The organism is Marinobacterium weihaiense (genome assembly GCF_019061305.1).
GTDB lineage: Bacteria > Pseudomonadota > Gammaproteobacteria > Pseudomonadales > Balneatricaceae > Marinobacterium > Marinobacterium weihaiense.
In genome coordinates this window covers 23981-50953 of sequence record NZ_JAHQZT010000001.1, presented here as the reverse complement: position 1 = coordinate 50953, position 26973 = coordinate 23981, and the positions used below count along the sequence as shown (strand labels likewise).

At 57.1% G+C, this 26973-nt stretch carries 24 protein-coding genes; 16 read left to right on the top strand and 8 right to left on the bottom strand.

All coding sequences use genetic code 11. The features are described 5' to 3' along the window. Positions 1 to 12 precede the first annotated feature (12 nt). A complete protein-coding gene (locus KTN04_RS00215) occupies positions 13 to 846 on the top strand; it encodes an alpha/beta fold hydrolase (RefSeq protein ID WP_217333196.1) in 834 nt (277 codons plus the stop codon). Positions 847 to 863: 17 nt separating this feature from the next. Here the strand turns inward: KTN04_RS00215 and KTN04_RS00210 are convergent, their stop codons facing one another. Then, entirely contained in the window at positions 864 to 1616 is a 753-nt protein-coding gene (locus tag KTN04_RS00210; RefSeq protein WP_217333195.1) for an HD domain-containing protein, read from the bottom strand. Between the two features lie 170 nt (positions 1617 to 1786). Between KTN04_RS00210 and KTN04_RS00205 the strand changes: the two genes are divergently transcribed. The 6 genes from KTN04_RS00205 (at position 1787) to KTN04_RS00180 (ending at position 8763) form a co-directional block, all read left to right on the top strand. Beyond that, entirely contained in the window at positions 1787 to 2518 is a 732-nt protein-coding gene (locus KTN04_RS00205; RefSeq protein ID WP_217333194.1) for an RNA methyltransferase, read from the top strand. Between the two features lie 58 nt (positions 2519 to 2576). Continuing rightward, positions 2577 to 2840 carry a hypothetical protein gene (locus KTN04_RS00200; RefSeq protein ID WP_217333193.1) on the top strand — a complete coding sequence of 88 codons (264 nt, stop codon included), beginning with the start codon at positions 2577 to 2579 and terminating at the stop codon, positions 2838 to 2840. Then, on the top strand, positions 2833 to 3978 hold the full coding sequence (locus KTN04_RS00195; RefSeq protein ID WP_217333192.1) for a cupin domain-containing protein: 1146 nt from the start codon (positions 2833 to 2835) through the stop codon (positions 3976 to 3978). The genes KTN04_RS00200 and KTN04_RS00195 overlap by 8 nt, the downstream gene beginning before the upstream one ends. Positions 3979 to 4488: 510 nt before the next feature. Then, positions 4489 to 6084, top strand: coding sequence for an isocitrate lyase (locus tag KTN04_RS00190; protein WP_217333191.1), 1596 nt, complete (start codon positions 4489 to 4491; stop codon positions 6082 to 6084). Between the two features lie 273 nt (positions 6085 to 6357). Continuing rightward, positions 6358 to 8265, top strand: coding sequence for a radical SAM protein (locus tag KTN04_RS00185; protein WP_254262267.1), 1908 nt, complete (start codon positions 6358 to 6360; stop codon positions 8263 to 8265). Between the two features lie 255 nt (positions 8266 to 8520). Continuing rightward, on the top strand, positions 8521 to 8763 hold the full coding sequence (locus KTN04_RS00180; RefSeq protein WP_217333189.1) for a hypothetical protein: 243 nt from the start codon (positions 8521 to 8523) through the stop codon (positions 8761 to 8763). A gap of 45 nt (positions 8764 to 8808) precedes the next feature. Here KTN04_RS00180 and KTN04_RS00175 read toward each other — a convergent pair whose 3' ends face one another. Further along, entirely contained in the window at positions 8809 to 9507 is a 699-nt protein-coding gene (locus KTN04_RS00175) for an endonuclease (RefSeq protein ID WP_217333188.1), read from the bottom strand. A gap of 183 nt (positions 9508 to 9690) precedes the next feature. Here KTN04_RS00175 and KTN04_RS00170 point away from each other — a divergent pair, with 183 nt between their 5' ends. After that, positions 9691 to 10521, top strand: a complete 831-nt coding sequence (locus KTN04_RS00170; RefSeq protein WP_217333187.1) for an enoyl-CoA hydratase-related protein — start codon at positions 9691 to 9693, stop codon at positions 10519 to 10521. A 48-nt stretch (positions 10522 to 10569) separates the two neighbouring features. On the opposite strand, the gene KTN04_RS00165 is transcribed toward KTN04_RS00170, so the two are convergent. Genes KTN04_RS00165 through ylqF form a run of 3 tightly spaced genes read right to left on the bottom strand, consistent with a single transcriptional unit; the run spans position 10570 to position 12983 of the window. Then, positions 10570 to 11745, bottom strand: coding sequence for a BaiN/RdsA family NAD(P)/FAD-dependent oxidoreductase (locus KTN04_RS00165; RefSeq protein WP_217333186.1), 1176 nt, complete (start codon positions 11743 to 11745; stop codon positions 10570 to 10572). Between the two features lie 24 nt (positions 11746 to 11769). Further along, positions 11770 to 12066, bottom strand: a complete 297-nt coding sequence (locus KTN04_RS00160) for a hypothetical protein (protein WP_217333185.1) — start codon at positions 12064 to 12066, stop codon at positions 11770 to 11772. Then, positions 12063 to 12983 (bottom strand): ribosome biogenesis GTPase YlqF, encoded by a 921-nt coding sequence (gene ylqF / locus KTN04_RS00155; protein ID WP_217333184.1) that lies wholly within the window; start codon positions 12981 to 12983, stop codon positions 12063 to 12065. Before ylqF ends, KTN04_RS00160 begins: the two co-directional genes overlap by 4 nt. 123 nt (positions 12984 to 13106) lie before the next feature. Here ylqF and KTN04_RS00150 point away from each other — a divergent pair, with 123 nt between their 5' ends. Beyond that, positions 13107 to 14333, top strand: coding sequence for an EAL and HDOD domain-containing protein (locus tag KTN04_RS00150; RefSeq protein WP_217333183.1), 1227 nt, complete (start codon positions 13107 to 13109; stop codon positions 14331 to 14333). Between the two features lie 60 nt (positions 14334 to 14393). Here the strand turns inward: KTN04_RS00150 and rraA are convergent, their stop codons facing one another. Further along, complete coding sequence (gene rraA / locus KTN04_RS00145) at positions 14394 to 14888, bottom strand: ribonuclease E activity regulator RraA (RefSeq protein WP_217333182.1); 495 nt, start codon at positions 14886 to 14888, stop codon at positions 14394 to 14396. Positions 14889 to 14982: 94 nt separating this feature from the next. Beyond that, positions 14983 to 18039, bottom strand: coding sequence for a D-2-hydroxyglutarate dehydrogenase YdiJ (gene ydiJ / locus KTN04_RS00140; RefSeq protein ID WP_217333181.1), 3057 nt, complete (start codon positions 18037 to 18039; stop codon positions 14983 to 14985). Between the two features lie 139 nt (positions 18040 to 18178). Here ydiJ and KTN04_RS00135 point away from each other — a divergent pair, with 139 nt between their 5' ends. Beyond that, positions 18179 to 19117: a LysR family transcriptional regulator gene (locus KTN04_RS00135; RefSeq protein ID WP_217333180.1), complete on the top strand. Its 939-nt coding sequence runs from the start codon at positions 18179 to 18181 to the stop codon at positions 19115 to 19117. 156 nt (positions 19118 to 19273) lie between these two features. Beyond that, positions 19274 to 19693, top strand: a complete 420-nt coding sequence (locus KTN04_RS00130) for a DUF4399 domain-containing protein (RefSeq protein WP_217333179.1) — start codon at positions 19274 to 19276, stop codon at positions 19691 to 19693. A 64-nt stretch (positions 19694 to 19757) separates the two neighbouring features. Here the strand turns inward: KTN04_RS00130 and KTN04_RS00125 are convergent, their stop codons facing one another. Beyond that, a complete protein-coding gene (locus tag KTN04_RS00125) occupies positions 19758 to 20594 on the bottom strand; it encodes a LysR family transcriptional regulator (RefSeq protein WP_217333178.1) in 837 nt (278 codons plus the stop codon). Positions 20595 to 20650: 56 nt separating this feature from the next. Between KTN04_RS00125 and KTN04_RS00120 the strand changes: the two genes are divergently transcribed. The 5 genes from KTN04_RS00120 to KTN04_RS00100 all read left to right on the top strand — a co-directional run bounded on the left by KTN04_RS00120 (position 20651) and on the right by KTN04_RS00100 (position 26971). After that, positions 20651 to 21850 (top strand): YbfB/YjiJ family MFS transporter, encoded by a 1200-nt coding sequence (locus tag KTN04_RS00120; protein ID WP_217333177.1) that lies wholly within the window; start codon positions 20651 to 20653, stop codon positions 21848 to 21850. 13 nt (positions 21851 to 21863) lie between these two features. Next, complete coding sequence (locus tag KTN04_RS00115) at positions 21864 to 22940, top strand: NAD(P)H-dependent flavin oxidoreductase (protein ID WP_217333176.1); 1077 nt, start codon at positions 21864 to 21866, stop codon at positions 22938 to 22940. A gap of 786 nt (positions 22941 to 23726) precedes the next feature. Then, positions 23727 to 24209 carry a hypothetical protein gene (locus tag KTN04_RS00110; protein ID WP_217333175.1) on the top strand — a complete coding sequence of 161 codons (483 nt, stop codon included), beginning with the start codon at positions 23727 to 23729 and terminating at the stop codon, positions 24207 to 24209. Between the two features lie 49 nt (positions 24210 to 24258). After that, positions 24259 to 25533: a hypothetical protein gene (locus KTN04_RS00105; protein WP_217333174.1), complete on the top strand. Its 1275-nt coding sequence runs from the start codon at positions 24259 to 24261 to the stop codon at positions 25531 to 25533. A 94-nt stretch (positions 25534 to 25627) separates the two neighbouring features. Continuing rightward, on the top strand, positions 25628 to 26971 hold the full coding sequence (locus KTN04_RS00100) for an SWIM zinc finger family protein (RefSeq protein ID WP_217333173.1): 1344 nt from the start codon (positions 25628 to 25630) through the stop codon (positions 26969 to 26971). The last annotated feature ends 2 nt before the right edge of the window (positions 26972 to 26973 follow it).

Genomic DNA, 26973 nt, shown 5'->3' with positions numbered 1-26973 from the left:
CAGGTGAGCTGTATGGAAACTCTGCTCGGTACCGATCGACACCCCATCCGTTTTGTCAGCCTCGGGCGTGGCCAGGCCGTTTTCTTTCTCCACGGCTGGACCTCCGGCGCCCGTGAATGGCTGCCGTTCGCCAACGAACTCAGCGATTGCCATCACACATTCTGCTGGGATGCCCGAGGCCACGGGCAGCACCCGCCTCCCCTGCCGCAGCAGATGCAGATCAGTCAAATGGCCGACGACCTTGAACGGCTGATGGACCACCACGGCATCCACGACGCCGTCCTGGTGGGGCACTCAATGGGCGCGCTGATCAGTTGGGAATATATCCGCAACCATGGACTGAGACGCCTGGCGGGTATCTGCATTGTTGACCAGTCACCCAGGCTGTTGACAGACGGTGAATGGTCACTGGGCATTTACGGCGACTTCGATCATGACCGCAATCAGGCTTTCCTTGAACGGCTGGATGAAGACTTTGCCGAAGGCGTGCTGGAACTGGCCGCCAATGGCCTGAATGCCCGCAGCCACCAGAATTATGTGCAGAACAGCCGGGGCTTTCAGCAGATGCGCGAATACCTGAACGGCCTGAACGGCACGGCGCTGCGTCACTGCTGGGAATCGTTGACGCAGCAGGACTACCGCGACCTGTTGCCGCGCATCAACTGCCCGGTATTGATGGTCTACGGGGACAGTAGCCAGTTCTACACGCACGAAGTGGCCGAGTGGATAGAGTCCCGGCTGCCTTTTCCGGAACTCCATGTCTATCCGCAGTCAGACCACTCGCCGCATCTGTGGCACAAGGAGAAGTTTGCCCATGACCTGCGCCGCTGGATGCACAAACTCTGATCGGGTCACGCAGGCACTCAGAACGGATCCCCCATGGTAGGAACAGCCCGCTCGGCGACTTGCCGGGCCTCAAGCCATAAAGCTCTAACGAGCTTTCTCAGCCCTTCGTCTCCCTGCGTCAGCACGCCCATCTCCAGACGCTTTTCCTCCAGATAACCGCCCAGTGCAAAGTCAGGATCAAACAGGCCAATTGACGACAGGTTGGACGCCATATCGGCCAACTTGACGGTGTGCACGTCGGCATCACCGGCAGCCAACCGCTCTCTATCACGGCGTTTGCGCGCCTCTCGGGAAATCATGGTATTGGCCGAGCCGGTCAGGCAGCGCACGCCATCAGCGATACTGGCGCCGAAATCACGCTCGATTTCACGCAGGGTAACGGCCGTGTCTTCGACGATATCATGCAACCAAGCCAGCGCCAGAGCCCTTGGCGTACTGCACCTTGATGTGGTCACCAGGCCAGCGACATCGGCCAGGTGCTTCCAGTAGGGTTCACGGGTATAACGGCGTACCTGCCCCTTGTGTGCCGCCAGCGCGTAATCGCGCACCCGAGCCAGGCAGATTTCACGCGCTTGACTGGTCGGCATCACCAGCGAACGCGAACCATGGAACGCTTCTTCATCAAAGCCCACGCCTGGCGTACAGTCAATGCCGTCATCGGCATGAGCCACCCTTTCAAACAGGTCGCTGCGGGGGGTATCCGGGAGTCTGTCGGAACCCAGCAAGTCACTAAGACTGTGCAAGGTGTGAGTGTCATCCTTGGCTGACATGGCATGCCCTCATGCTTGAGTCATTCATCCATAAAAAACGGCTAAAGAGTAACCGGCATTGCCCCGCCCCACAACTGTCTCCATATACGTGCGGGCCAACTCGCGAACAACGTTTCACTACCCCCGGTTGCCCCCTTATAATGCGCTGCATTCCAACCTGCGAGGCCGTTATGCTCGAAAACATCCGCATTGTCATGATTAACACCTTCCACCCCGGCAACATCGGCGCGGCCGCCCGGGCATTGAAGAATATGGGCCTGAGTCAGCTTTGGCTGGTCGACCCGGTCGAGTACCCTCACGATGAGGCGGAATCCCGTGCCGCCGGGGCTAAAGATCTGCTGGACAGTGCTCGCGTGGTCAGTACGGTCGAAGAGGCCATTGCCGACTGCCAGCTGGTCATTGGTACCAGTGCCCGCCAGCGCAGTTTCGATCAGCCACTGATGGATGCCGAACAGGCGGCCCTCATGGTAGCGGACGAGGCCCGTAATGGTCAGGTGGCAATCCTGTTCGGCCGCGAGACCATGGGGCTGACCAACGAGGAGATGATGCTGTGTCACCGCCACCTCTTCATCGACGCCAATGAAGACTATCCGGTACTGAATATTGCCCAGGCCATTCAACTGGTGTGCTACGAATTGCGTCGCGCATCCAGGCAGATCGATACACTGCCGGAGCCTGCCCCCTATCCGCGCCAGCAGGAAATGGTATTGTTTTATGAGCACTTGGAAAAAGTACTGCGACGGACCCGTTTCATCATTCCTCAGCATGAAGGGCGGGTGATGGACAAGCTGCGACGCTACTTCAATCGCACTCGGCCGGAAAAGGCCGAACTGGGCATGCTGCGTGGCATCCTGACCTCGGTCGAAGAGGTTCTGGATACGCCCACGACAGACAAGCATTAAAAGGCTGCCATCCGCAGCCTGCATGTACAGTGGACACAACAATAAGCAAGGAGAGAACATGAGCCACGCACACTCTTTGAACCAACTGGCCGCTCAGGCTGAAGCCCTTCGCAATAGCCTGCAGGCAACCGCACGGGACTTCGAACAGTTCGAGCTGAACGTCAACGGGGTTCAGGACTGCATGAAACGGATTCGTAAATGCATGCGCATGGTCGGTAATGACCGCAAGGCAGCCCTCTCGGCACGTGACACCCGCAAGGTCATGGCCGAATTAGAGGATGCCATCACAGAAATGGCGGAGCTTTTGAATATCAATGACTGAAATACACTGGGGCGACCTTAGCGCCGAGCAGTTCCTGCGCGAATACTGGCAGAAAAAGCCCCTGCTGATCCGCAATGCCTTTCCCGACTTCGAACCGTGCATCAGTGCCGACGAGCTGGCGGGGCTGGCCTGCGAAGAAGACGTGGAATCGCGTTTGATCGAAACCGACCCCGACAGCGGCGACTGGTCGCTGGAGCACGGCCCCTTTGACGAAGACCGCTTTGCCACTTTGGGGCACAAGCCCTGGACACTGCTGGTACAGGCCGTTGATCACTGGGTGCCGGATGTTGCTCCCCTGTTGCAGGCTTTTGACTTCATCCCACAATGGCGCCGTGATGACCTGATGATTAGCTACGCCAGCGATCAAGGAGGGGTCGGCCCGCATTACGACAACTATGATGTGTTCCTGCTGCAAGCCGAGGGTGTGCGTTGCTGGGAATTTGGCGGACTGTACGGGGAGGACTCGCCCCGCCGGGAAAATACGCCGGTCATGATCCTGCCGCAGTGGCACGCTGAGCACAGCGTGGAGCTGCAGCCCGGCGACATGCTGTATCTGCCCCCGCGCGTGGGGCACAACGGCGTTGGCGTGGGAGATGGCTGCATGACCTGGTCCATCGGTTTCCGGGCGCCCTCTCATGCCGAAATTCTGCAAGGCTTGACCTCGCGACTCTGTGACGGGCTCAGCTCAGACCTGCGTTACGAGGATCCTGACCTTGAAATGCAGCCCCATCCCGGCGAAATTGGCCAGGATGCCATCGCTCGAGTGCAGGGTATTCTGCGCCAGTATCTTGATGACCCCGCACAGCTGGCCGGCTGGCTGGGCCAGTTCATGACCGAACCCAAATATCCCGAGCTCAACGTACCGGACGCGGCACTGACCGAGGCCGAGTTGAGCGAGACGCTGACAGGCGGCGCTCAGCCAGTCGTGACCGAAGGTGCCCGCTTGGCATTCCATGACGATAATGAACACTTTACGCTGTTTGCCGATGGGCAGGTATTCGCGCTTTGTGCACCCGCGGCCATCGCGCTAGCCAAACAGCTCTGTGCCAACCAGGTCGATACCTGCCTGGATGACCGCGAGTCGCGCATACTACTGTTGCAGCTGATTAACCAGGGTAGCGTCTACCTTCATATGTAGTAGACACGTTGGGCTCGACTACAAAAAGCCACTCCGCACGGGGTGGCTTTGTTTCTTGATCGACTTTGGTCGTAAGGAAAACCACCATAACCCTTTGAAATAGTGAATTTTTCATAAAATGTAGTGAAAACACTATAGATTAATTAAGAATAAAAAATCATCCCTATATAACCACAAAATCATGTAAAACGCTGTTTTACCATCTAATACCAAAGTGGCTCAGCCTTAAGTTTTAGCCCCTCAAAACTGCATGGTTACTTGCCTGCAGCCATCTTGCCCCACATTGCCAGCTGTAGTGTTTTTACAGTTCTGTCATCTCCGGCAGTGTAGTCTGACTACATCCTTGCTGCTCTGCACAAAATCGCTTTGACTCGCCGTGCCGGTGAGACCATCATTTGCTTCAACAACGCCGGGACGACCCCAAACGGATCCGGCGCTTAATTTGGAAACGGTGACTCAACGCCTCCGCTTCCAGCATTACCTAAACACAAACACTGTGAAGGAATGACCATGTCAGCATACAAAACCGAGATCGATGCTATCTCTACTGCTCGTGCAGCAGCGGGTGAAACCTGGGAAGCGATCAACCCTGAATACGCTGCTCGCATGCGCTTGCAGAACCGTTTCAAGACCGGTCTGGATATCGCACGCTACACTGCCAAGATCATGCGCCAGGACATGGCCGACTACGACGCAGACACTGCTCAGTACACTCAGTCTCTGGGCTGCTGGCATGGTTTCATCGGTCAGCAGAAACTGATCGCGATCAAGAAGCACTTCGGTAACACCAACAAGCGTTACCTCTACCTGTCAGGCTGGATGATCGCTGCACTGCGTTCTGAGTTTGGTCCGCTGCCCGACCAGTCCATGCACGAAAAAACATCTGTACCGTCTCTGATCGAAGAGCTGTACACCTTCTTGCGTCAGGCTGACGCTCGTGAACTGGGCGGCCTGTTCCGTCAGCTGGACGACGCTCGTGAAGCCGGCGACACAGCTAAAGAAGCTGAACTGCAGGGTCAGATTGACAACTTCCAGACTCACGTAGTGCCGATCATCGCTGACATCGACGCTGGTTTCGGTAACGAAGAAGCCACTTACCTGCTGGCTAAGAAGATGATTGAAGCCGGTGCCTGTGCGATCCAGATCGAAAACCAGGTATCTGACGAGAAGCAGTGTGGCCACCAGGACGGTAAAGTAACCGTTCCGCACGCTGACTTCCTGGCCAAGATCCGCGCCGTACGCTACGCGTTCCTGGAGCTGGGTGTTGAAGACGGTGTTATCGTTGCCCGTACCGACTCCCTGGGGGCTGGCCTGACCAAGCAGATCGCTGTTACTAACGAACCGGGCGACCTTGGCGACCAGTACAACAGCTTCCTGGACGGTGACTACATCGAAAGCGCTGACGACATCGACAACGGCGATGTCGTTGTGAAGGCTAACGGCAAGCTGCTGAAGCCGAAGCGTCTGGCCTCTGGCCTGTTCCAGTTCAAGAAAGGCTCTGGCGAAGACCGTGTTGTTCTGGACTGCATCACGTCTCTGCAGAACGGCGCCGACCTGCTGTGGATCGAAACCGAGAAGCCGCACGTTGGTCAGATCGCTGGCATGGTTAACCGCATCCGTGAAGCAGTACCGAATGCCAAGCTGGTGTACAACAACAGCCCGTCCTTCAACTGGACGCTGAACTTCCGTCAGCAGGTATTCGATGCCTGGACTGAAGAAGGTAAGGACGTATCTGCCTACGACCGCGCCAACCTGATGTCTGCTGAATACGATCAGACCGAGCTGGCTGCCGCTGCAGACGAGAAGATCCGTACCTTCCAGGCTGATGCTGCCCGCGAAGCTGGTATCTTCCACCACCTGATCACACTGCCGACTTACCACACTGCGGCCCTGTCTACCGACAACCTGGCCAAAGAGTACTTCGGTGATGCCGGCATGCTGGGCTACGTTGAAGGTGTACAGCGCAAAGAGATCCGTCAGGGCATCGCATGTGTCAAGCACCAGAACATGGCTGGTTCTGACATGGGCGACGATCACAAAGAGTACTTCTCTGGTGATGCTGCACTGAAGGCTTCTGGTAAAGACAACACCATGAACCAGTTCTAAGAACTGTTTCCTCCGGGTGCCCCCCGCACCCGGACGTGTTGAGAAACCGCACCATTCTTCCCCGAGATGGTGCGGTTTTTTTATGTGTGGCCTCCTTCCTGTTCGCCCCCTGCGTTACTCAGCCATATATCTTCCTTAGTACCCACCCGGTTCATTTGTTAGAATCGCGTCCTGTTTTGGCAACTGTTCCAGTTGCCGCGCTCGATTTGGCATCGAGCTTAACGGCTTACTACTCCAAGGCTGACTATGACCGTTCTTCTCATGACCCCCCCGATGACTCAGTTGAATACGCCCTACCCGGCGACTGCGTATTTGACGGGCTTTTTACGCTCACGCGGTTATAAGGCGGTCCAGCGTGATCCGGCCATCGAGCTGTTTCTGGAGATGATGACCGCCCCTGCACTGGACATCATTCGTCAGCATGTAGAAGCCAACTACGAACAGTTTGAAGATGACGAACTGCCGGAGGTGATCTTCAATTTTCTGGCCGAGTTTGATCGCTACCAGCAGACAGTCGAAGCGGCGATTCGCTTTTTGCAGGGTAAGGACCCAAGTCTCGCGTTGCGTATCAATTCTCGTCGTTTCCTGCCCGAGGGTCCCGCATTTGACGCCATTGCCCAGATGGAAGCCGTATCCGGTGATGTGCTGAAAGCGGCTTTTGGCAGCTTGGGTGTGCAGGATAAAGCCAAGTATCTGACCACTCTGTTTATCAACGATCTGTCAGCCGTCATTACCCAGGGCGTTGACCCCTATTTTGAGGTTAGTCGTTACGGCGAGCAGCTGGCCGCCGCCAACCCTAGCTTCGACAATCTCTACGATACCTTGATGGGCGAGCCAAGTTTCAGCGCCGAAATTCTGGAGCAGCTGGTCGAGCAATACCTGGAAGAAACACAGCCGGATGTGGTGGCGCTCACGGTTCCCTTTCCCGGCAACATGCTGGGTGCCCTGCGTATCGCTCAAACCTGCAAGGCCGTCAATCCAGACCTACCGGTTGTCATGGGGGGCGGGTTCATCAATACCGAACTGCGCGCACTGAAGGACCCTCGCGTCTTCGAATTTGTCGATTTCATCTGCCTGGATGACGGTGAACGCCCCTTTTTGACCCTGCTGGAGTACCTTAACGGCGAGCGTGGCGTCGATGAGCTGGTACGGACCTACTTTCTGGCCGAAGATGAAGATGGCGAAATCTTCGTACATTTCAACAACAACGCGGAGCTGCACGATATTCCGCAGTCTGATGTGGGGGCACCGGTCTACGACGGCCTGCCACTGGGTGAGTACCTTTCGCTGTGTGAAATGCTGAACCCGATGCACCGCATCTGGAGCGATGGCCGCTGGAACAAGCTCACCATCGCGCACGGCTGCTATTGGCGCAAATGCAGCTTCTGCGACGTCAGCCTGGATTATATCGACCGCTATGATGCGGCCAGCGCCGATGTACTGGTGGACCGTATCGAGCAGCTGATCGAAGAAACCGGTGAGACCGGCTTCCATTTTGTCGATGAAGCTCTGCCACCCAAACTGCTGTTTGCACTGGCAACGCGGCTGATTGAACGTAAGGTGATGATTAGCTGGTGGGGCAATATCCGCTTTGAAAAAACCTTCACCCCCGAGCGCTGCCAGTTGCTGGCCGACTCGGGTTGCATCGCTGTCAGTGGCGGACTGGAAGTAGCATCCGACCGGCTATTGAAGCTGATGAAAAAAGGCGTCAGCGTTGAGCAGGTCGCCCGTGTCACCAAGGCTTTCAGCGATGCAGGCGTTCTGGTTCACGCCTACCTCATGTATGGTTTCCCCACGCAAACCGAGCAGGAGACCGTCGATTCGCTCGAAATGGTGCGCCAGCTGATGCAGGAGGGATGTTTCCAGTCGGCATTCTGGCACCGTTTTGTGGCTACGGTGCACAGCCCGATCGGCATGAATCCCGAGGAATATGGCATCACGCTGGTAGAGCCTGACGAAATCCTGTTTGCCGAGAACGATGTGGATTTCATCGATCCTACCGGTACTGACCATGACATGCTGGGCGCCGGTCTCAGAAAAGCCGTCTACAACTACATGCATGGCGTCGGCTATGAAGAGCCAATGGGATTCTGGTTTGAACGGCCGGTCGCCGATACCGGCATTCCGAGAGACCTTGTTGCGAAAGCGGTTAACAATTTCATTGTTATCAGCAATGACTGACCGGCAGTAAACACAGCATCATGGCACCTGATCAAGGCAAACGGCGACCATGCAGGGCCGAGTCGATATACATCGTATTCAGCGGCCGGTGCCAATGCAGGAAGTGTCGCATGAAAGCACTTGCCTGATCAGGCGCAGCGAACCGAAGCTAAATACACACAACGCGATAATCAAACATTTGTTTTTGTGTATACTCATGTATCAGTTTTCTGCCCCCCCCCTCAACGACCCAAGGAATGAACGAGGATAGCCCCCATGCTGACAGCCCTCATTGCCTTTCAAGACGGCACACGCAAGCAGGTCTACCTGCAGACCCGCCCCTTTGCCGGAGAATACATTGAACATGCCGGCGACCGTTATCAGGTCAAGGAAATTTCACACGTTACCGCCGACACCAGCACCGACAAGCCACCCAAATTGATCATCAAGGTAGGCGTCGGACGCAAAAGCGCGGACGCGATGGAAAATTCCGCACGCGGTTTCTTTACCGGGAGCTGAAACGGCAGCGAAGGGGTTCAGGCGAACCGCCTGCGTGCTTCGTTCCTATTCAACAAACGGATTAGCGTGCCCCTGTATGGCCTGGATACGGCGGGCACGACGCTGCTCAACTGCATCCACCGGATCTTCCGCCGCCCAGGCTCGAAACAGTTGTAACTGCTTACGACTCAGACGAACACCGTATCGATCTGCCATGTAGAAGTAAGTGCGTGCAACGTCGCCCCTGACATGCGGCGGCGGCTCTGCTACCCGGCCCTGAAAATCCACTTCAAAGTCACAACGGCCATAGAGCCTTGGCTCGCCCGGAATCATGCCAAAACGGAAGTTCGAACGATCACCATTGAGTTCTCCCACGGCAGGCACAAGGTTATACAGATCCGCCTCCATCTTTTTGAATACCGGATCCTTGCGGCAGGCCTTGCGCCCGCCCTGCTGCCAGCATTGCAGCTGGTGGCCGAACTCCCAGGCCGGCATGACATGCTCCCACTCGATACGAGCCGCACGATTGGCATTCTTGCGCGGCAGCAAGCCGCAACTGGCAGCATCCGGTGCCAGGCGTGTTCGCTCCGGTTTGCCGGGAATCGGCTGCTCATCAAAGCGGCAGCCACAGTAAAAGGTGACGCGATCATCAGACTGATAGACTTCACGTGACAGTATTTTCTTGGCGGAATAAAACGACGATGGTGTATCGGCAACCACGGGTGTCGCCACCAGGGTGGCGAACAGGGCAAACATCAGGCGCATTTCAACTACCGTATGCAAAGAGGTACAAACTCATCCTTGAATGCACGTGCGTCCTTTGCCAGGGCGGCATCATTACGGCATTTTGATGGATACGCAAGCCCATTGGCGTATCACTTCTGATATTCTTGAAACTCTTTGCACCAGCCTGAACCGATAACAATAATGAACAGGGAGCGACAGACCATGGCGAATATCCCTTATTTACAAGACGCCCACATCGACCTCGAAAACCGTGTTGCCATCCTGACCCTTGACCGGGATGATCTGCGCAATGCCCTCACCGGCACGGCTCTAATCGATGATATTGTTGATACCGTTGAGTGGGCGAATCGCAGTGTTGATGTATCAGTTTTGATCATCACCGGCAACGGCAAGGCCTTCTGTGCCGGAGGCAATATTAAGGAGATGCAATTTCGTGACGGCGATCACCGGGAAGGCCCCTTTGGTGGCACGGCACTGGAACTGGAACGCAAATACCGCGAGGGCATACAGCGCATCCCGCTTGCCCTGCACCGGGCTGAAATACCGATCATTGCTGCCATCAACGGTCCCGCGATCGGTGCCGGATGTGATCTGGCCTGCATGTGTGATATTCGGATCGGCTCCGAACGTGCCACTTTTGGCGAAACCTTCGTCAATCTGGGCATTATTCCAGGTGATGGCGGCGCCTGGTTCCTGCAGCGACTCATCGGCTACCAACGTGCGGCCGAAATGACGCTGACCGGCCGTCTGGTGCATGCGGAAGAAGCGGTACAACTCGGATTGATGATGGAACAGATCCCGGCTGAGCAATTGATGTCTCGCGCCCTGACATTGGCCAGCCAAATGGCTGCCAAGCCGCCCCAGGCGCTGCGTATGGGCAAGCGCCTGATGAAGCAGGCCCAGCGACAGGAGCTGCCCGATTTTCTGGAGCTTTGTGCCGCTTGGCAAGGCATGCTGCATAACACCGATGACCATGTCGAAGCGGTCAATGCTTTTGTGGAGCGCCGCGAAGGTGTCTATCGTGGCAAGTAGTATTTTGTACTAAAAATACTCAATACGTATTACGTACTAAGCGCCGTGTCAGACATGCTGACCGGCGCAATGCCCCGATGCCCAGGCCCACTGGAAGTTGTGCCCACCTAAATGACCGGTCACATCCAGACACTCACCAATGAAATACAGGCCGGGCGCCTTTTTGGCCTCAAACGTTTTCTGCGAGACCTCATCGGTTTCGATGCCGCCGAGGGTAACTTCAGCGGTTCGGTAGCCTTCCGTCCCCGACGGCTTGATCTGCCAGCGCTTGAACTGCCGTGCAGCTTCCTGCAGACGCACGTTGCTGTACTGGCCAAGCTCCCCTTCAAACCCCCAAAGATCACACAGTGTTTGCGCCAGACGCTTGGTCATGTGCTGAGCCATGAGCGTGCGCAACTCAGCCTTGGGTCGGTCATGGCGTTGTTCACGCAGCCACTCGTCCAACGCCAGCTGCGGTACAAGATCGATTTCAATCATGTCACCTGCACACCAATAGGACGATATCTGCAGCATCGCAGGACCACTAAGGCCTCGGTGTGTCAGCAGCATGTTCTCGCTGAACGTCATGCCGTTGCAGCTGACACTCACTGGCTGAGACACACCCGAGAGCGGCTTGAGATGCTCCAGCAGGTCCGGCTGCAGGGTAAAGGGAACCAGTGCCGCCTGACGCGATGTGACAGCCAGGCCAAACTGCTCGGCAATCTCATAGGCAAACCCGGTCGCGCCACCATTGGGAATCGATAGCCCTCCCGTGGCAATCACCACTGACGGCGCCACGAACTGCCCCCGTGATGTCTTGATGTAGTAGCCGGTGGTTGCCTGAGTCACTGAAAACACACTGGTTTCGGTCATTAGTTCGACCCCGGCCCAATCGCACTCGGTCAACAACAGCTGCAATATTTCCTTGCTGGACTCATTGCAGAACAGCTGTCCGGGGGTTTTCTCGTGGTATTCAACGCCATGACGATCCACCAGCTCGACAAAATCCAGCGGTTTGTAACGGCTCAGCGCGGATTTGCAGAAGTGCGGATTGGCGCCCAGAAAGTTGGCCGGCGTATTATGCATGTGGGTGAAGTTGCATCGCCCTCCACCGGACATCAGAATCTTGCGTCCCAATTTTTTGGTGTGCTCCAGCACCAGCACTCTGCGCCCACGGTAGGCGGCCGTGGCGGCACACATCAGGCCGGACGCGCCCCCGCCAATGACGACAACATCGTATGTCACAAATTACTCCGCCCGCTACACCGGTTATTCATCTGCCGCAGCAGATTGTTCACGCTTTTCTGCATTCAAACGACGGATTTTGGCAGCCAGCGGCCCCCCATGGCGCGTCCCCTTGCGTCCGGCCTTAGTGTCACGCTCGGTAGCGGACTGGGTTGCACGGGTCTTCTCCAGTACGGACTTGTGCTTCTTGCGCTGCTCCAGCGAACGCTTGCGGCGGCTTTCTTTGCTGGTTGGGTCGGCCAGACGCTCCTGCTTGGTCGGCTTGCGCTCCAGCACCGTCATAAAGGCACCGGTTTTGCGTGATTTTTTGTTACGACTCATGACTTGTTCTCCTCGGCTTCTGCCGCAGCTGCTTCTGCCGCCGCCTCCGCCGCTGCCTGTTCAGCTTCAATTCGTTTACGTTCCCACTCTTCGACCGTTTCGAAGGTGATGGTGCCCAGCTTGCCAGCGCGCAATTCCGTCAGCAGAATTTCGGACGCCTTGTGGCGGTCGACCACGCCGCCCGGTCGCAAACAACCACGTTTGCGACCGATTTCATCCAACAGGGCATCCTGCCCCTCCGGCAACGCCTTGAGCTTGTAACGCTCCTGCAGGCGCTGAGGATAGTCGCTGAGCATGAACCCTGCCGCGTAGGCAGCCACCATTTCATGCTCGATGGCAGTGTCCTTGATGGCGCCACTGGCGGCCAGCCGATAGCCTGAATCCTCATCCTCGATCTTCGGCCACAGGATGCCGGGTGTGTCCGACAGCGCCATACCGTTGTGTACACTGTAGCGCTTCTGCGCCTTGGTCACGGCGGGCTCATTGCCCACCTTGGCGATCTTGCGCCCGAGCAATGCGTTGATCAGCGTTGACTTGCCGACATTGGGAATGCCCATAATCATGGCCCGTACCGGACGCTCCTGGCGGGTACGGGCCGGAACCATCTGCTTGCACATCTCGGGGATGCGCTTGATCACGGCTTTCTGCTGAATATCCAGCGCCACAGCCGTGATATCCTCGCGCGCGTTAAAATAGTCCAACCACTGTCGGGTACGTTCGGGATCAGCCAAATCCTGCTTGTTAAGCAGTTTCAATACTGGCTTGCCCTTGCGCAGCTGATCCACCAACGGGTTCTCACTCGACATCGGCAAACGGGCATCGAGGACTTCGATCACAACATCGATCTCGTCCATGACTTGAGCAATTTCCTTGCGCGCCTTGTGCATATGGCCGGGAAACCAGTTGATACGGGTCATACTAAATCCAGTACGTTGCTTGGAAGGGCGCACATTATACCCCTGCAAAGGCTTGAGCCATACCGATGAAGCGCGAAGAGATGATAAAATCAGTTTTTTGTATTGCTCGATTCGGGGACATTAATGGACAGTACGACCGAACAGGGCCAGCCACTGCTGGCACGTCAGCCCATCTTCGACCATCAACAGCGTGTGATCGCGTATGAATTGGTCGGAAGCGATGAAGGACACCTTGGCGCCATGCTGGAGGTCGATCCCGAGGCTGAATCCAGCTCGGAGCTGCTGCTTCATGCATATACCAGCATTTCCGATCAGGGAGAGATCAAGCGCGTACCGGCTTTCATCCGCGTCAGCCAGAAGATGATTCTGGACGGCAGCATGCCGGCCCTGCCTTCCAAACAGGTTGTCATCTTCATTCGCCTGACCCAGCCGGACAACATGGAACTGCTGCGCGCCATGCACGCCATGGTAAAGGATGGCTACCGGTTTGCCCTGTATGACTTCACTTACACGCCGGCCTGCGATACAGCACTGAAGCTGGCCAAGATCGTGCATATTGATGTCAGCAACCTGGACGCTGCCGCCATCGCCGAACAGGCCCGCCAGCTTGCCCCCTTCAAGTCCACCCTGCTGGCCGGCAACATTCACAGCTTTCAAACCCTGGAAGACTGCATCGAAAGCGGTTACAAGCTGTTCCAGGGCAGTTTCCTCAGCAAGCCCAAGGTCGTAAAAGGCCGCAAGGTCAGCGCCAACCAGATCGCGCTGATGCAGCTGATTCAGGAGCTGCAGAAGCCGTCCACCACGCCTGAACGGCTGGAAGACATGATCATTCGCGACCCGATTCTCACCTATAAACTGCTGAGAATTGTCAACTCAGCTGCCTACTCCCTGGTACGTGAGGTGGAATCCGTGGCGGAAGCCGTGGTTCTGCTGGGGATGGAGCAGGTACGCAAGTGGGCCACGCTGATTGCCATTTCAGCCAACAAGGACAAGCCCGAAGAACTGACCCGGATTCTGCTGACCCGCGGCCACATGTGCGAAATGATCGCCCAAAGCCAAAATTTGCCCAACCCTTCGGGCTTTTTCATGGTGGGCATGATGTCCGGTCTGCATGCCATGCTGGATCTCGACCAGCCAACCCTGCTGGAACAGTTGCCACTGGGTGAAGACATCAAGGATGCGCTTAGCAACGGCGGTGGTAACATGGGCCAGGTACTCAAGCAGGTCATGGCCTATGAGTCCGGCGACTGGGATCTATTGCCCAGCAACTTCAACATTTCGCTGTATGAAGCGGCCTACCGTCACAGTCTCAAATGGACCAAGGAATCCATGCAGGCGATGTACGAATAAGCCTGAAAGCACAGGCAACGTAGAATGAGAGCGGATGCGCGAGTGCGCACCCGACAGGAATCAGCCTTCCGGCAATTCCAGTTTCTGCGGTGATACCAACACGCCGTTATTGTCGGCATACACGTATTCACCCGGACGGAAGGTCACGCCACCAAAGGTGACCGGCACGTTCAGCTGACCCACGCCCAGCTTTTCGGTTTTCATCGGGTGCGCACCCAACGCCTGAACGCCCAATTGGTCCAGATCAGCAATGGCATTCACATCACGGATGCAGCCGTAGATGATGATCCCTTCCCAGCCGTTGTCCTGTGCCTTTTCCGCCAGCATGTCACCCAGCATGGCGCGACGCATGGAGCCACCACCATCAACCACCAGCACCTTGCCCTTGCCTGGCTGAGCCACCTGCTCACGGACCAGTGAGTTGTCTTCAAACGCCTTGATGGTCACAATTTCGCCACCAAAGGTTTCGCGACCGCCAAAGTTGCCGAACATCGGCTCGACAACCTGCACCAGTGCTTCAAAGTGATCACACAGATCAGGCAGCAGATCTTCCATTGCGTACTCCTTCCAGACTCAGTGAATATTGGCGCGCATGATGGCCGATCCCTGCTGCATTTGCACTACAACTTATGCAGTAGGGACCCTGTGCTCAGTTGGCCTGCAACGCGTCCAGCAATGCCTGCACCGGGTGCGGCAGCTGCTGATCATCAAAGCGCTTCACCTGAGAACGGCAGGAATAACCGGTCGCCACCAGCTTGCCCTTGTTGTCAGGCTGGTTGACGATACCGCGCCAGCTCAGCTCGTAGATATCCTTGGAGCGTTGCAGATTGTCGCTTTCATGGCCGAAGGTACCGGACATGCCGCAGCAGCCGGTCGAGATCACTTCCAGTTTCTGGCCCAGCGCTTCGAAGATCTGCTGCCACTGACGAATGGACGGCGCCGCGGAGGTTTTCTCGGTGCAGTGCGCCATCAGATGGTAAACATTGGATGACACCACTTCAGGCAGCTCGGCCGTCGCCAGGCGCGTGCTCAGCCACTCCTGAATCAGCTGCACCGGCGGCAGTTCGCCTTCGACCACGTCCTTGTACTCCTGGCGGTAGGTCAGGGTCATGGACGGGTCGATACCGATCAGCGGCACCTCGAACTCGGCAATTTGCTGCAGCATCTGCGCATTGCGCTTGGCAGCCGTGTCAAATGCCTTCATGAAGCCGTGAACGTGCAGCGGCTTGCCGTTGGGCATGAACGGTGCCACCAGCACGTAGAAACCCAGTTTGCCCAGCAGATCCACCAAGTCCAGCACCAGACGGGTTTCGAAATAGCTGGTAAAGGCATCCTGCACGATCACCACGGTGCGCTCGCGCTGAGCCACGGTCAGGCCACGAATGATCTCAGGGGTGGCCAGCTCGATGCCGCGCTGGTCCAGACCCTGCTTGAGACTGTTGGTGCAGATCACCGGGCTGTCGACCATGCCGCCCACGCGGCGCATGAAGCTTTTCACCAGGGTGTTGCGCATGGCCCAGTTGTACGGCGCCGGGAACTTGGACAGGGTCGGAATCATGTATTCCAGACTGCCCACCAGATAATCCTTCATCGGGCGCAGGTAGCGACCGTAATACACTTCCAGGAAGCGGGCGCGGAAGTCCGGCACGTTGACCTTGATCGGACACTGGCCGACACAGGACTTGCACGCCAGGCAGGCCATCATCGCTTCATGCACTTCGTTGGAGAAATCGTATTCGCCCTTGCGCTTGTCGAGGGTGTTGCGGATACGGCTGGGCAGCGAGCGGATAAAGCCACGCTCACGCACCTGCTCCGCCTCGGCAGTCACATCCACGCCTCGATTGGCCATCAGGCGCAGCCATTCACGGATCAGAGAGGCACGCCCTTTCGGTGAATGGATCCGCTCACGGGTGCCCTTCCAGCTCGGGCACATGGCATCGTTGGGGTCGTAGTTGTAGCAGGCACCGTTGCCGTTACAGTTCATGGCCGAGTCGTACTGCTCACGCACGGGCGCATCGATCTGACGATCCTGCTGGCCACGGGTGGGCACGCTATCGATCTTGAGCAGCTCAGCGCCATCAATCATCGGCGTGGCAATCTTGCCCGGGTTGAGCTGGTTGCGCGGGTCGAACACACCCTTGATCTGCTGCAATACCGGATACAGAGGACCGAAGAACTCGGGGGCGTACTCGGAACGCACGCCCTTGCCGTGTTCGCCCCAGAGCAGGCCCTTGTATTCCTGGGTCAGGCGCACCACCTCATCGGTGATTTCACGAATGAGCGTTTCCTGCGCCGGATCTTTCATGTCGATGGCCGGACGTACATGCAGCACACCAGCGTCGACGTGGCCGAACATGCCGTAGGCCAGGCCACGGTCATCCAACACCTTGCGGAACGCCATGATGAAATCGGCCAGGTTTTCCGGCGGCACGGCGGTGTCTTCCACAAACGGGATCGGTCGTTTCTGGCCCTGGGCGTTGCCCAACAGGCCCACCGCCTTCTTGCGCATGCCCCAGACCTTGTTGATCTCGGCGGCACCATACACCACGCTGTAACCAAAGCTCTTGCCCGCTTTGCCGTTCACGCTCTCCAGATGCTGGCAGAGCTTGTCTACCTTGGCGCGCAGCTCGGCTTCGTCGTCACCGGTGTACTCCACCAGGTTGATGCCCTGGATCGCCGGATCGCCTTCCTTCTCGGGGAAGTAGTCGCGCACCGTATCCCAAACGATATCGCCCATGGCCAGGTTGAGCACCTTGGAGTCGATGGTCTCGATGGAGGTCGGCTGCCACTCCATCAGGGCCTTGGCGTCACGCAGCGAGGTTTCAAAGCTGTCGTACTTGATGTTGACCAGAGCGGCGTATTTCGGAATCGGCAGCACGTTGAGCTTGGCTTCGGCGATAAACGCCAGCGACCCCTCGGCCCCACACAGCACGGAGTTGAGATTGAAACGACCGGACTCATCCCGGATATGGGCCAGATCGTAGCCGGTCAGACAGCGGTTCAGCTTGGGGAAGCAGGCATCGATCTCGGCCTGCTTCTCCTTCTGGATGGAATCCAGCAGACGGTGGGCTTCACCGACCCGGTCGGTACGTTCCTTGGCATCTTCCAAGGCCTCATCATCGATGGCACCGGACTGCCACACCGTCCCGTCCAGCCACACGCTGGTCAGCTCCAGCACGTGATCGCGGGTCTTGCCGTACAGTACCGAGCCCTGGCCGCTGGCATCGGTGTTGATCATGCCGCCCACGGTAGCGCGGTTGCTGGTGGACAGCTCCGGCGCAAAGAACAGGCAATAGGGCTTGAGCGCCGCGTTGAGCTGATCCTTGACCACGCCGCCCTGCACCCGCACCCAGCGCTCGTCCGGGTTGATTTCCAGAATATGGTTCATGTGCTTGGACACGTCCACGATCAGGCCGTCGGTCAGCGACTGGCCGTTGGTGCCGGTGCCGCCCCCCCGGGCGCTGAGCACGATGTCGCGGAAGCGCGGCTCGTCGGACAGTTTGGCGATCATCACCAGGTCATCGGTGTTGCGCGGGTACAACACGCCCTGCGGCAGCACCTGGTAAATGCTGTTATCGGTGGCCAGCACCACGCGGTTGGCATAATCCGGGTTCAAATCGCCCTTGAAGCCCTGCTGCTTGAGGGTTTCGATAAAATCCAGATACAGGCTTTGGGTAGCGTCGATGGTATCAATGCGCGGGATCATAGGCTCTCCGATGCTGGCTGACCGTGGCGGCTCAGGGTGCAAATCTATACACGTGTATTTTGACTAGTAATGATGCGCAAAACGCATTTATCATTCAAATGATTAAATTCTATTAATTAACAATAAATACTGATAAATTATGAGCAGCGCCATTGGCATTCGCCACCTGCAAGCCTTTATAGAAGTCGCTCGTTGCGGCAGTTTCACCCGGGCCGCCGAGCGGCTGCATCTGACACAGTCGGCCCTGACCACCACCATCAAGCAGCTGGAGCAGGATGCCGGCCTGACCCTGTTTGACCGCACCACGCGCAGCGTCGTGCTCAGCACCGAAGGCGAACGCTTCCTGCCGGTGGCCGAACGACTGCACTCCGACTTTACTGCCGCCATGACCGATCTGCGCGCCCGCGCCCAGCTGCAGCAGGGCCATGTCAGCGTGGCCGGTTCACCCTCGGTAGTGACCCGCCTGCTGCCCAGCGCCCTGGCCGAGTTTCGGCACCAGTATCCCTCGATGCAGGTGACCATTCGGGATGAAAGTGCCGGCAGCCTGGAGCAGCGGGTGTTGAACAACGAGGTCGATTTCGCCCTGGCCGGCAACCACTCTCAGCAGCCGGAACTGGCCTATGCCCCGCTGCTGCGTGATCGCTATGGACTGGTGGTGCCCAGCGATCACCCCCTAGCCGGACGCGAGTCGGTTCTCTGGCAGCAGGTACCGGAAGACAATCTGCTATTACTGTCGGACGACACCGGCATTCGTGCCCAATTGACCCGTTTCAGTCAACGCGGGCAGATCCCGACACGGCTGGACCAGGTCCAGATCGAGGTATCCAATCCCGCCGGCATGGCGGCGCTGATCAGTCAGGGGCTGGGGGTGACTCTGCTGCCGGCGCTGGCCGCCGATGTGCATTCCTTTGCCGGACTGAGCTTTATCCCGCTGGAGACACCGGTGATCGAGCGCGAAATCTGCATCATTACCCGCCGGGGCCGTGCGCTGAGTCCCGCCGCTGCGGCACTGCTGCAGACCCTGCGTCAGCATCTGGCCCAGATCCGCTTGCCGGCCTGGGTGAAAGCAGTCGAATGAGGCGATTGGCCTCCGGCGCCAAGCAATCGGCATCTGGCCGATAAAAGGCCTTTCCGAATGGATCAACTATGCTGTTGGGTGTATTGGCCTGCTGTTACGGAATTAGCGCGTCCTGCACGCCCGCGGCACTGGCCCTCAACCGAAAGGGGAATTCAGATGCTCAAGTCAATATTAGTGTTCTGTTTCAGCGCCCTGCTTGCGCAAGGTGTATTCGCTGCTGAAACCGCCACACCCGCTCCTGCCGATGCCAAAGTCTATTTTATTACCCCCGAGGACGGTGCTACTGTCCCGCAAACGTTCAAGGTCCAGTTTGGACTCAGTGGCATGGGCGTTGCGCCCGCCGGGATGGACAAGGCCAACACCGGCCACCATCACCTGATGATCGATGGCAAAGAGATGCCGATGTCTGGCAAGGCCATGGGGCAAGAAGTGATGCACTTTGGCGGTGGACAAACGGAAACCATGGTAACGCTGCCAGCGGGTCAACATACCCTGCAGCTGATTCTGGGGGATATGGGACATGCACCGCATCACCCGCCCGTCATGTCCGAGGTGATCACTATCCAGGTTGAATGATCCCTCTCGGCCGAGGGCAACAACACACGGCGCTTCACAGGTGCTGTTGTTGCCCGGCACGCTTTCAGGTGCCGGACACCATGGATATCAGCGCTTGCAGCGAACGACTCGGCGCCCCGCGCCAAACCAGATGCGTGTGGTTTCGAGCCACTTCATGCGGTAGTTCATGACACTGCACGCCGGTACTATCGGCCAGTGCCAATACGGATTCCGGCACAATGGCCGCCCCTGCACCGGCAGCCACACAGGCGATGATGGCATGATAGGAACTCAGATCCATGAAACGCGGCGGTGATACGCCGGCCGAGGCCAGCCATTCAGTCAAGCGACGGCGGTAGGAGCAACCGTGTGGAAAAGCCACCAGCGCCCGTCCGCTTAAATCATCAGGCGTTGACACCGGCGGCCAGCCCAACCCCGTGATCAACACAAGTTTTTCCTCGAATACCGGTTGGCCATCCAGCCCTGCGCCATCAAACGGCTCAGACACGAACGCCGCTTCGATTTCACTCCGGTACAACAGATCCAGCAGCACACCGGTACTGCCGGTCTTCAATTCAACGGCAATATCATCGAAACGGCCATGATAGGCCGCCGCCGCACTTTCAAGCGAGCCCAGACTCAACCGCCCGGATACACGTCCACCACACATGTCCGCTTCCACTTCATCGGCCAACTGCAGCAAAGCATCCGCATGCACCAGCAGCTTCCGGCCGGCCTCGGTGAGCACCAGCCCGCGCCCCTGGCGCCGAAACAGCTTCTGCCCCAGCCTGGCTTCGAAGCGCTTGATGCGGGTGGTGATGTTGGACAGCACACGGTGCAGGGCTTCAGCGGCACGCAGAATGCCCCCGCCACGGGCAACACGTTGAAATATTTCAAGATCTTCGATCGTTATTGTTCTCATTATGAGAATTGACTCTACATATTATTCACTTTTTAATTATATCCGGATTCTTTCTAATGGCGAGCATGAATCAAACGACTCGACTTGCTGCGCCCCCTTATACGCCATTGCGACTGGTGCTGACAGGCGCCCTGGCCCTGGCCGTTGCCATGGGCGTTGGCCGTTTTGCTTTCACGCCGCTGCTGCCGCTCATGCTCAGGGATGGCCTCCTGGACACCACCAGCGTATACGGCTGGGCCAGTGCCAATTACCTGGGCTATCTGATGGGCGCCCTCAGCGCATTCTGGCTTCAGCGCCATCCCCTGATCGGACTCAAGGCCGGTTTGCTGGGCATCGCGCTGATGACTCTGAGTACAGGGATACTTGATATACCGCAACTCGCCCAGGCGGGCATCGCCCTGAGGTTTGGCTGTGGCCTGCTCAGCGCCTGGGTGCTGGTCTGCACCAGCAGTTGGTGCCTGAATGCGCTGACACACATCGATAAGCGTCATCATGGCAGCTGGATCTACACCGGTGTTGGCGCAGGCATTGCGCTGACCGGCACGCTGACATGGCTGAGTGGCTCACTGTTTGCCACCGATGCATGGATCATGCTGGGGTTGCTGGCGCTGTTACTGAGCGTGCTTCCCCTGTGCCAGCCCGAGGTCCGATACCTGTCCGGCGAAACCGGTCGCCACGTACAGCGTAACCTGACACCAAACGCGCGCCATTGGCCGCTGATCGGCTGTTACGCCCTCTCGGGCTTTGGCTATATCATCCCTGCAACCTACTTGCCTGCCCTGGCACAGCAGCAAATCGACAATCCGCACCTATTTGGCCTTGCTTGGCCAATCTTTGGCCTGGCGGCATTGCTATCGGTTGCCCTGGTCGCTTTCAAATGTCGTCACTGGTCTCATCAACGCACCTGGGCAACGGCACAGGGTGTAATGGCCGTTGGCGTGCTGATCCCGGCCTTCGGCCAGCGGCTGGAATGCCTGGCCCTTTCGGCTTTGCTGGTTGGCGGCACGTTCATGCTCGCAACCTTGGCCGGGCTGCAGCTGGCACGTGAACGGGAGCCGGACAACCCGACCCCCTTGCTGGGCCTGATGACCGCAGGCTTTGCATCGAGCCAGATTGCCGGACCCATACTGGTCCAGCAGCTTGAACATCTGAACACCTTCGGCCTAGCGGCACTGGAAATGGGATGCATCATCGCATCCTGCCTGCTGACCCTGACAACCTGCTGGCTAAAACGCCTCAACTGCGCAACATCCTGATTTTGGAGTTTACATGACCGCAATAACTGCACTGCTCAATGTTCGATATCCCGTTATCCAAGCCCCGATGGCCGGGGTGCAGGATTGGGAACTGGCCGCCGCCGTGTCCGTGGCCGGGGGACTGGGCTCCATTCCCTGCGCAATGTTGACGCCCGAAGGCGTTCAAGATGCCGTGCTCAAGGCTCGTCAGCACACTTCCGGGCCCATCAACCTGAACTTCTTCAGCCACCGGCAACCCGACACTGATCCGGTCATCCAGCAGACCTGGCTTGAGCGGTTTCGACCCTATTATGATGAACTCGGCGTTGAGATACCCGGCGCACCTGCGGGGCCTGGCCGCCAGCCATTCAACCAGGCCATGGCCGATGTGGTGAGTGCGGTGAAACCGGAGGTGGTCAGCTTTCACTTCGGATTGCCCGATCAGCAGCTATTGCAACAAGTGCGGGACAGTGGTGCCAGGGTGCTTTCATCGGCCACGACGGTTGAGGAAGCGCTCTGGCTGGAACAACAGGGGGTTGACGCCATCATTGCCCAGGGACTGGAAGCGGGTGGGCATCGCGGCATGTTTCTGTCTGATGACATCACAACTCAAACGGGCCTCTTGGCGCTACTGCCGCAAATCGTTGCGGCTGTTTCGGTTCCGGTCATTGCCGCAGGAGGCATTGCGGATGCCAGGGGTGTCAAAGCCGCCCTGTTGCTGGGTGCGGCCGGCGTCCAGGTCGGCACGGCATATCTGTTGTGCCACGAGGCCAAAACCTCAGCGGTGCATCGTGCCGCCCTGCAAAGCGATGCTGCTCGGCACACGGCCTTGACCAACATCTTCAGCGGCCGACCGGCTCGCGGCATCGTCAATCGCATCATCCGCGAACAGGGCCCGATCGCCCCCGATGCTCCACCCTTCCCGCTTTCAACCGCCGCATCTGCCTCCCTGAGAGCACAAGCTGAACGTCTTGGAAAAGGGGATTTCACTCCCCTCTGGGCCGGACAAAACACCGAGGGCTGCAAGGCCGTTTCAGCACAGGCGCTGACGCACCAGCTTTGCAGTGGCATTACGCTGGACGCACACGGGCATTCGCACACCGCTGTGTAGACCAGCCTATCGTGAACCAGCCTTTGGCTTTGGGGTCCCGATACATGGTCATGACTGTGACATGCGCCTGTTTAACCTGCTGGAACAGGGCTTGCTGGCAGGCGCGTGTCGCTAACCCCGGGGCCTCTTCCCAGCCCTCACCAGCGACGTAACACTGCCCTCTTGAATCGCACAAAATAGCCTTTACTTCAGGTTTACGCTGTACCTCTATTGAGAGCTATAGGATCTATATGCTCAACTTCTATAATTTATAGCAAATCATCTCTCTTATCTCTTTCCTGAATTATTGAAGGCGCACAACTTATCACTCGCCACCTAGTGGCTTTATTTTCATATCCACTATCATTTTTAACCATCAGAAGGTATGCGCGAATTCAACTTCATCATTCTTGACCGCACAATTAACAATATAAAACCCTGCCATTTTTATTTCCACTCTGATAGCCGCATATAATTTGAACGCCAACAACCATTAAATAGATAGTATGAATTCAACAGCCAAAATATAATTTTTAACGACCTATCTGCGCATAATAAAATAAAGAATTTAATTTTTAATAATTACCAACGATTGGTTTAAAAGTTAAGCCGCTGTTCATAATATGGGTGTAACACACAACCATTAAAATTTTGTTCAATATTGATTTTCACGACAAGTCATGTAATTGTTTGCCTGATTTTTAAAGTTGAATATGAAATTCTGTAGCAGAATTCAGGACATTCCATTCAACCTGATGTAATAATGCCTGTTTTTGTTTTAATTAAGATACACTTCATGGAGGAAAGATGAAAAAAGCAATTGCTTGTGCCTGTCTCGCCGTTCTCGCCGCCAACGCTCAGGCCGGCGTCAAGGAAAAAAAGGCTCAGCGCGCAGCTGAAGAAAATATCAGCACAGCCGTGGAAAGCATGAAATCGGCATGCGGCAACGCCGAGCTGTCGGTCAATGTTGACTGGGCGGGCGTTGATGGCGCAGCGGAGCAGAATGCTGACATTATCAAAGACAAAGGCATGCGCCTCGACTGGGTTTACGCTCAGCTGGGTGATCGTACGGCTGCAAGCATGGAAGCGCTGGGTAAAATCTGCAGCGATGATGCCGACTACAAAGCCGCCATTGCAGAGATCAGCATGATTCAGGTACAGCCCAAGCCGAAATTCGATGACTATAAATCGGCGTTTAGCCTGGACGGTAGCACGCTGACGATTGAAAATGGCTGGTACATGACGCGCACCGCAAGCGATTTCCGGGCACGTTTGATCAACCTATTCTAACACCCGCAACCGGCTGTTTACCAGCAGCCGGTTCATCCCGGTTCCTTATATGCCTCGGTTTTTCCTGGTATTGCTCGTTGCAAGCCTGCTTGTCATCAGTGCCGCTACCCTGACCCAAGATCCCGATCTTTCACCAGACGCACGATCGCTGCTGATGCTTGCAGAGCCCTCTGATCAAAGCCGTGCTTTTGTGTACCTGATGGGCTTTGATACTCGTTTGGATCATTCGCCGGAGGTGGCCGGCCAGAAAGTGCTCGTGCGCGAGCAGCTGCACGAACAGCAAACCGAAAACACAACAGACATTTTCCAACCTGCACTGCCTAACGACGGGATACCCTTGCCACAAGGACCTGCGTTTTGCCATTTTAAAACCCCCGGTTGCTTGAAATCCCTGTTTGAGCTGCATGCTATCGAATCATCACTGACGCCTGCCGAATCCGAGCTGTTGTCTCGCTGGCGCCGGTTCCATGCGCTACGAGATTATCGTGTTCTGACAACCGCAAGCCTTGAAGAACCTCTCCCGCCCTATCCGCACCTGGTGGCAGCTGGCAGAGTTTCACTTCGCAGCATTATCCGCCTGGCGCAAAATGGCCAAGCTCACCGGGCACGCGCTGCAGTGTTGGACGATATGCAACATATGCGACAGTTTCTTGCGCGTGAAAGCCATATGATCGGCAAAATGGTTGCCGTCAGTCTGCTGTCCGACCAGATCGATCTATTGAATGCTTTACAGCAGCATTTTCAACTATCTCCGGCCCAGCCACTTGCCCCGCTCAGTCTGAAAGAAAAAAGTCTCCGTATGGCCATGGCACGTGAATTTGCCCTGTTATCCAACGGTCTTTTTACCATGTCCGGTCAACCGGACCTGCTGGATTCCGAACACCCCATGCCAGCCTGGCTATCCAGATTACTGTTCAAACCCGGCTTGACTGTCAATGCCGCGCTATCGGTTTACCAATACCCCATTGCAGCCTCTGAAATATCCCCTGCCGAGTTTGTTGCATTTGTAACAGCCAAGAACCGACCTGGCCCACAAGCGCATTGGGTCCGTAACCCCCTGGGAACAGTGCTTAACCGAGTTGCCACGCCTGACATGTGGGTATACGCCGCCAGGCTGCATGACCTGGACAGCAAGATTCAGCTGTTCAATGCCATCAACCCGCCCTCCCCAACGGCCCCGGGACGTCACTGGATCAATCCGTATTATCCGGATGATCCCACGGTAGCATTGAAGCCCAAAGCCAGGCAGATCTGTCTGAAGGGGCCTCTGGAAGACTCGGCTGGCTTGCGTTGCCTGCGAGGGTTTGCCCTTGGTGACCTATAGCAGCATTTTAAAAAGCGCACTTGCCCCGAGCGGCATAATCAAAGAGACTTCTCGCCTCGTCTGTTTTACACAGCATGATCGATAAGGATATTGCATGAGCAAGCTGACCAGGGATCAGGCCGAAAGCTTCGCGCCTGACAGCGGTACCCTCAGCCGCGGTCGCAAGATCGCCAAGCCCGCCGCCTACACCAATATCGGTGCTGATGACCGCGCCATCTGGGGCACGGCCCTGGGTTCCAGCGAATACCTGTCCCTCGTGGACCTGAATGGTCCCGCCTTTCGCTGCAGCTGCCCGGTCAAGAAACTGCCCTGCAAGCACATCATGGGTCTGATGCTATTGGTGGCGGATGATCCGTCACTGGCCACCTCCGATGAGCGCCCTGAGCCTCTGACGGAATGGCTCACCAAGCGTGACGGTGCCGCCAAGGCCAAAGAGAGCCGTGCAAGCGGCGAAATCAAAGACCCTGAAGCCCAAGCCCGGCGTGCCGCAAAGCGAGAAGCCAATGTGGATCAGGGGGTTCAGGAGCTGCGTCTGTTCCTGGAAGATATTCTGACTGCAGGTCTGGCCGAATCCGGCAAGCGCACCCATGATGTCTGGGACAATATGAGGCGGCGCCTGGTCGACGCTCAGGCGGGCGGACTGGCCAACCGGGTCGAATCACTGCGTGGTCTGGTGTCTCAGGGCGCCGAGAGCACCGAGCAGGCACTGGTCGAGATTACTCAGCTGAATCTGCTGTGTCAGGCCTGGCACAATCGTCAAACCCTCGATGAAGGCGAACTGTCCTATCTGCGCCAACAGATTGGCTGGTCACGCACAACCTCGTCACCGCCGGATGAGTGCCGTGACTGGCTGGTACTCAGCAATGAACGCCGTTACGAAGATGGCCTGAATTCGCAGCGTATCTGGCTGCTGGACCCGCAACACCAGCGCTTTGCCTATCTGCTGCACTTTGCCAGTGCCGCTGGTGGCGCCTCACTGCCCGGGGGCTTTGCCCCGGGCCGCAGTCTGAACGGTCATCTCCGATTCGATTCCACCTGGTCACCCTTGCGTGCCGAACTGGAAGCCACCAACCTGCTGACTGAGCCGACGCCGATCTCGCCGGATGTATTGACCCAGGCGGCCCATGACAACCTGCTGGACGCCATCCAGTGCGTGCAGATGCAACGGGCACAGAACCCGTTTTCGGAGCAATGGCCACTGATGGTCTCCGGCATGCGCCTGGCGTCACTGTCCGGCGCACTGGTACTGGCTGACAACCGGGGCCATGCCATGGCGCTGGATCCTGATTTCAAGGCCACTCTAAGGCTCATGCACCTGGCAGGCCCTGCCCCTTGCACGCTGTTCATGTCGACCCGTGACGGGCAGACACTGCTGCCGCTGGGCGGACATTTTGCCGACACCTGGCACAGCCTGGCCAGCGACAATACTGGAGACTGAAC